5 protein-coding genes and 1 pseudogene are annotated in these 5,025 nt (G+C 34.0%); 1 reads left to right on the forward strand and 5 read right to left on the reverse strand.

All coding sequences use genetic code 11. The annotated features are described in order from the left end of the window. Positions 1–277: 277 nt before the first annotated feature. Entirely contained in the window at positions 278–787 is a 510-nt protein-coding gene (locus AC30RD_RS06260) for an LOG family protein (protein ID WP_489493508.1), read from the forward strand. Positions 788–812: 25 nt separating this feature from the next. On the opposite strand, the gene AC30RD_RS06265 is transcribed toward AC30RD_RS06260, so the two are convergent. The 5 genes and pseudogenes from AC30RD_RS06265 to AC30RD_RS06285 all read right to left on the reverse strand — a co-directional run. Next, on the reverse strand, positions 813–1,205 hold the full coding sequence (locus tag AC30RD_RS06265; RefSeq protein WP_489493510.1) for a DUF6858 family protein: 393 nt from the start codon (positions 1,203–1,205) through the stop codon (positions 813–815). A gap of 24 nt (positions 1,206–1,229) precedes the next feature. After that, positions 1,230–1,556 carry a peptide-methionine (R)-S-oxide reductase MsrB gene (gene msrB, locus AC30RD_RS06270; RefSeq protein WP_489493511.1) on the reverse strand — a complete coding sequence of 109 codons (327 nt, stop codon included), beginning with the start codon at positions 1,554–1,556 and terminating at the stop codon, positions 1,230–1,232. A gap of 30 nt (positions 1,557–1,586) precedes the next feature. Next, positions 1,587–2,114, reverse strand: coding sequence for a macro domain-containing protein (locus tag AC30RD_RS06275; protein WP_489493512.1), 528 nt, complete (start codon positions 2,112–2,114; stop codon positions 1,587–1,589). Next, positions 2,105–4,474, reverse strand: a complete 2,370-nt coding sequence (locus AC30RD_RS06280; RefSeq protein ID WP_489493514.1) for a ribonucleoside-diphosphate reductase subunit alpha — start codon at positions 4,472–4,474, stop codon at positions 2,105–2,107. Before AC30RD_RS06280 ends, AC30RD_RS06275 begins: the two co-directional genes overlap by 10 nt. Positions 4,475–4,482: 8 nt before the next feature. Beyond that, positions 4,483–5,025 (reverse strand): annotated as a pseudogene (locus AC30RD_RS06285) (adenylosuccinate lyase); the annotation flags it as partial.

Below are 5,025 nucleotides of genomic sequence, written 5' to 3' on the forward strand. Positions count from 1 at the left end.
CTTTGCGATTTTGTCCTCGGGCTTTGCCCTGCGGGGTTGTCGCTTCGCTCGGACAATTTGAAAATTTTATGTTCGCCGTGAGGCAAAAAAAGTGCACTTAACCCCGAAGGGGCGCTATTGCGTTTGCACTTTTTAATAAAATTTTCAAATGTTGCGTTAGCAAAAATCGCATCCAACTTGAGCGAAATTTAGTAATTTTTCAGAACACTCAATTATTATTTTAAGTAAAACATTATAAAATTTTGTGCTTAAAATAAAATAGCAAAAAGGATTTAAATTGAAAGTTGCTACTACCTTTGGTGCCTCAAAAATCCAAAATTGGACAAAGGAGTATAAAGAAGGTATAAAACTTGGCAAATATTTGTCCCAAAAAGGGTATATTGTCAAATGCGGCGGCTATCAGGGATTGATGGAAGCGGTAAGCAAAGGCGTATATGGATCAAATGGAATATGTATAGGGGTCACTATAGAGCTTTTTGACAAAATTAGACCAAAAAATCCATATTTATCGAAAAAAATAGTATGCAAAAATCTATATGAAAGATTAAAAACATTAATCGAAGATAGCTCTATTTTTATAGCCCAACCTGGTAGCATAGGAACATTAAATGAAATTTTTATGGTTTTAGCACTTAAATATGGAGGTTTTAAACCGGATATAAAAATTTTTTTAATAGGCAAAATGTATAAAGAGATGTTAAATTGTTCATTTATAGATGAAAATTTTAAAAACTCTGTTATAGTGTATGAAGATGTAGATGAATTTATAAAAAAATGCGATATTTAAAATCGATACGGAAAATTCCGTATCGTTATCTATTTTTAATATTTTTAACCCACTCCTCCATTGCTGCGTTTCCTTCTGCGTTTGGCGCTTCCATAAAAGAGATTATAAATTTATCTTTTTTTTCGCAAACGCCTATACTTCTTGGTCTAACAGCCAATACCTCACATTTTGGAAGCTGTTTTCCAAAACAAAATATTATATTTTTAGCATCACATATATCTTGGGCTATACTTCCCTCTTCCAAATTTTTGGTATGCATATAATGCTCAAATACTCCGATAAATTCCGCAATTTTATGCTCGTAAACTTTCTCTTTTAAATAGTGTATAATCTCGTCAGCGTTTTTGAATGTTGTTTCATTTTTATCAACTTCCAATACAAAAACGGGATATTTTTCCATAAGCTGAATCTGTTTCATCTCTTCTCCTTTTTTTATAAAAATTTAATTTGGAACAAACTCTAAACATATTCCGTTAATACAATATCTAAGATACGTAGGAGGCGGGCCGTCTGTAAAAACATGCCCTAAGTGTGCATTACATTTACTGCACAATATCTCAACTCTTTCCATATTAAAGCTCGTATCTCTTTTCTCTTTCACAGCACTCTTATTAACGGGCTGATAAAAACTTGGCCATCCAGTTTTTGAATCAAATTTTGCTTGATAGCTAAAAAGAGGGGATTTACAACATTTACATATATACATTCCTTCTCTTTTTTCCTTTAAAAGATCGCTACTAAAAGGAGGTTCGGTTCCTTTCTCAAACATTACATAATATTCAAAATTTTTAGTTTTTCTTTACACTTCATAATCTATTCCAAGTTCATCAGCACTTTTAATATATATATTAAAATCTTTTTTAGAATGCAAAACAAATATCACTTTCATCTCATAATAGGCACACTCTTTTAAAAACCAGTCAACTTTATTTAAAGCAATTTTACTGGCTTCTTCTATAGGATATCCGTAAACACCCGTGCTAATAGATGGAAAAGCTATCGATTTTAGATGATAACTTCTTGCTATGCATAATGAGTTTTCATAACATCTTCCAAGAATTTTATCTTCATTGCTCTTTCCATCTTTATATATAGGCCCTGGCGTATGAATAATCCATTTTGCTTTTAAATTGTATCCATGGGTAATCTTTGCATCTCCGGGATTTGCGCCCCCAAGAGTTTTACACTCTTTTAAAAGCTCTCTACCCGCAGCTCTATGGATAGCCCCATCTACGCCACCTCCTCCTAAAAGAGATGGATTTGCGGCATTTACAATAACATCAACATCTAAAGTTGTAATATCTCCTTCGATCAATCTTATTGACATCCTAAACACTCCATACTTCTATCGGCTACATCAGATGCTACCTCTGGAGATTGACTTCTTAAATAATATGTCGATTTTAATCCAAGTTTCCATGCAAGAGTATATATCTCATGGAGATATTTTCCACTTGCTTTATCTAACCTTATAAAAATATTTACGCTCTGTCCTTGATCGATCCATTTTTGTCTAACTGCAGCCGCTTTAATTATAACTCTTTGATCCAAATCGTATGCTGGCGTATAGTATGCCCAAGTCTCAGGAGATAGATTTGGAACTACAACGGGAATAAGGCCACTTAAATTCTCTTCAAACCATTTTCTTTTATAAACAGGCTCTATAGTCTGAGTTGTTCCGGTTAAAATCGAGATAGAACTTGTCGGAGCGATCGCCATCAAATATCCGTTTCTCATACCATCTTTTTTTACTTTTTCTCTTAATTCATTCCAATCATACGTATATCCAAAAAGTCCTCCTCTGTTGGGAGTAAGTTTTTTTGCCTCTTTATTTGCTCTATCTATCGGAAGAATACCTTTAGACCAGTTTGACCCTTCAAATTCTGGATATTTTCCCTTTTCTAAAGCAAGATTTGAAGACGCTTTTATGGCGTTATAACTTATCGCCTCCATAATCTCATCAATTTTATGAAAATGTTCATCGCTCCCCCACTCTATCTTGTTTTCTGCGAGCATCTGAGCCTCACCCATAACCCCAAGGCCTATCGCTCTTGTTTTTAAATTTGTGTTTTTAACCTTTTCAAGGGGATAAAAATTTAGATCTATAACATTATCTAGCATTCTTATAGCTATCGGAACAACCCTTTCTATATCCTCTTTTTTATTTACCTTGCTTAAATTTATACTTGCAAGATTGCACACGGCGGTTGCCCCGTCAATTTTCTCTTTTTCAACGATAAATACTCTTTTACCATCTATACTATCAAGAGCTGTTATTTTTTTGGCTTTTTTAACTATACCTCCATCAACCTCCACATCTTCAAATTCGTCATAAACTTTAAAAGTCCCATCTTCAAATTTTACTTTTACTTTATAATAGTTTGGTTCTGTATTTTGAAAGATTTCGGTGCAAAGGTTGCTGCTTCTTATTATCCCAAAATGTCCATTTGGATTGCATCTATTTGCATTATCTTTAAAACATAAAAATGGACTACCTGTCTCAAAATAGCTCAATAGTATCTTTTTCCAAAGCTCTTTTGCTTTAACCTTCTCTTTGATAATATCATCTCTTTTTTCATACTCAAGATATCTTCTTTCAAACTCTTCTCCCCAAACCTCTGTCAAATCTTTTGTCTCATATGGGTCAAAAAGCGTCCATATCCCATCCTCTTCAACCCTTTTCATAAAAAGATCGTTTATCCAAAGGGCTGGGAAAAGATCGTGTGCTCTACGTCTCTCTTCACCTGAGTTTTTCTTCAAATCCAAAAAGTCCACTATATCTATATGCCAAGGCTCAATATATACCGCAATGGCTCCTTTTCTGGTTCCAAGCTGATCTACCGCAATAGCTATATCGTTTGTTATTTTTAAAAAAGGTATGATACCTCCAGCAGCGTTTTTATGTCCATCGATATAACTTCCCATTCCTCTAACTTGCGTCCAATCCCAGCCTATTCCTCCACCATATTTACTAAGAAGCGCCATCTCTTTATACCCGTCAAAAATACCTTCTATATTATCCGGAGTTGAGCCTATATAGCAGGAGCTTAGCTGATGTCTTGGTGTTCTTGCGTTTGATAGGGTTGGAGTTGCTGCCATTACCTCAAATTTTGAGAGAATATCATAAAACTTTTTTGCCCAGGTTTGAGAGTCTAACTCATTTTGAGCTAAAAACATAGCAACCGCCATAAACATATGTTGTGGAAGCTCTATTGGATTGTTGTTTTTATCTTTTAAAAGATATCTATCATAAAGTGTTTTAATCCCAAGATAGGTAAATTGAAGATCTCTTTCAGGTTTTATATATGCGTTTAAATCATCTAAATCATATTTATCTTTTAATCCAGGAATTATTCTTCCCTCTTTCTCTCCTTTTTCAAAATATTCTCTTAAATGGTTATATCCTGTATATCCGCTTACCTTATGATATAGATCATATAAAAAAAGCCTTGCTGCTACAAAGGTCCAGTTTGGTCTATCTACATCTATTTTATCAACCGCCGTTCTTATTAAAGTTTGCTGTATCTCCTCAGTGGTAATCCTGTCTCTAAATTGAATCTTTGCATCAACTTCGAGTTCACTTTGACTAACCCCTTCTAATCCTTTAACGGCTGCTGATGTGTATTTTTGTATTTTTGATATATCAAGCGGCTCTATTCTTCCGTTTCTTTTGATAACTGTTAACATTTTTCCCCCTATTTAAATACCCTCTCAAAAATTTTATCTACATTTTTTGTATAGTAACTATAATCAAAACACTCTCTTATCTCTTCTTCGCTCATCTTTTCTCTTAACTCTTTATCTTCCAAAAGATACTGTAAAAATAAACTCTCCCCTTTTTCATTTAGCGGTGGATGTCCCTCTTGTATCTCTTCCCATACTTTCATCGCGTTTCTTTGAACTATTTTATAAGCATCTTCTCTGCTAACCCCTTTTTTAGGAAGCTCCAATAAAACTCTTTGACTAAAAACAAGTCCCCCGGTTAAATTTAAATTTTTCATCATATTTTTTGGATAAACAACTAGATTTGCCAAAACGTTATTTAATCTATTAAGAGCAAAATCAAGAGTAATAAAGCCGTCTGGCAAGATAAATCTCTCAACAGAAGAGTGGCTAATATCCCTTTCATGCCATAAAGCTACATTTCTAAAGCCGGAATGACCATACTTCTTATCTCTCTTGCGAGTCCTGTTAAATCTTCACTTAACACCGGATTTCTTTTGTGAGGCATTGCGGAA

It is taken from the genome of Nitrosophilus sp. (genome assembly GCF_982775275.1).

Bases quoted from the DNA above. Each gene is read 5' to 3' on its own strand.
- AC30RD_RS06280 (WP_489493514.1), bottom strand. From the start codon at position 4,474: ATGTTAACAGTTATCAAAAGAAACGGAAGAATAGAGCCGCTTGATATA.
- msrB (WP_489493511.1), bottom strand. From the start codon at position 1,556: ATGTTTGAGAAAGGAACCGAACCTCCTTTTAGTAGCGATCTTTTAAAG.
- AC30RD_RS06275 (WP_489493512.1), bottom strand. From the start codon at position 2,114: ATGTCAATAAGATTGATCGAAGGAGATATTACAACTTTAGATGTTGAT.
- AC30RD_RS06265 (WP_489493510.1), bottom strand. From the start codon at position 1,205: ATGAAACAGATTCAGCTTATGGAAAAATATCCCGTTTTTGTATTGGAA.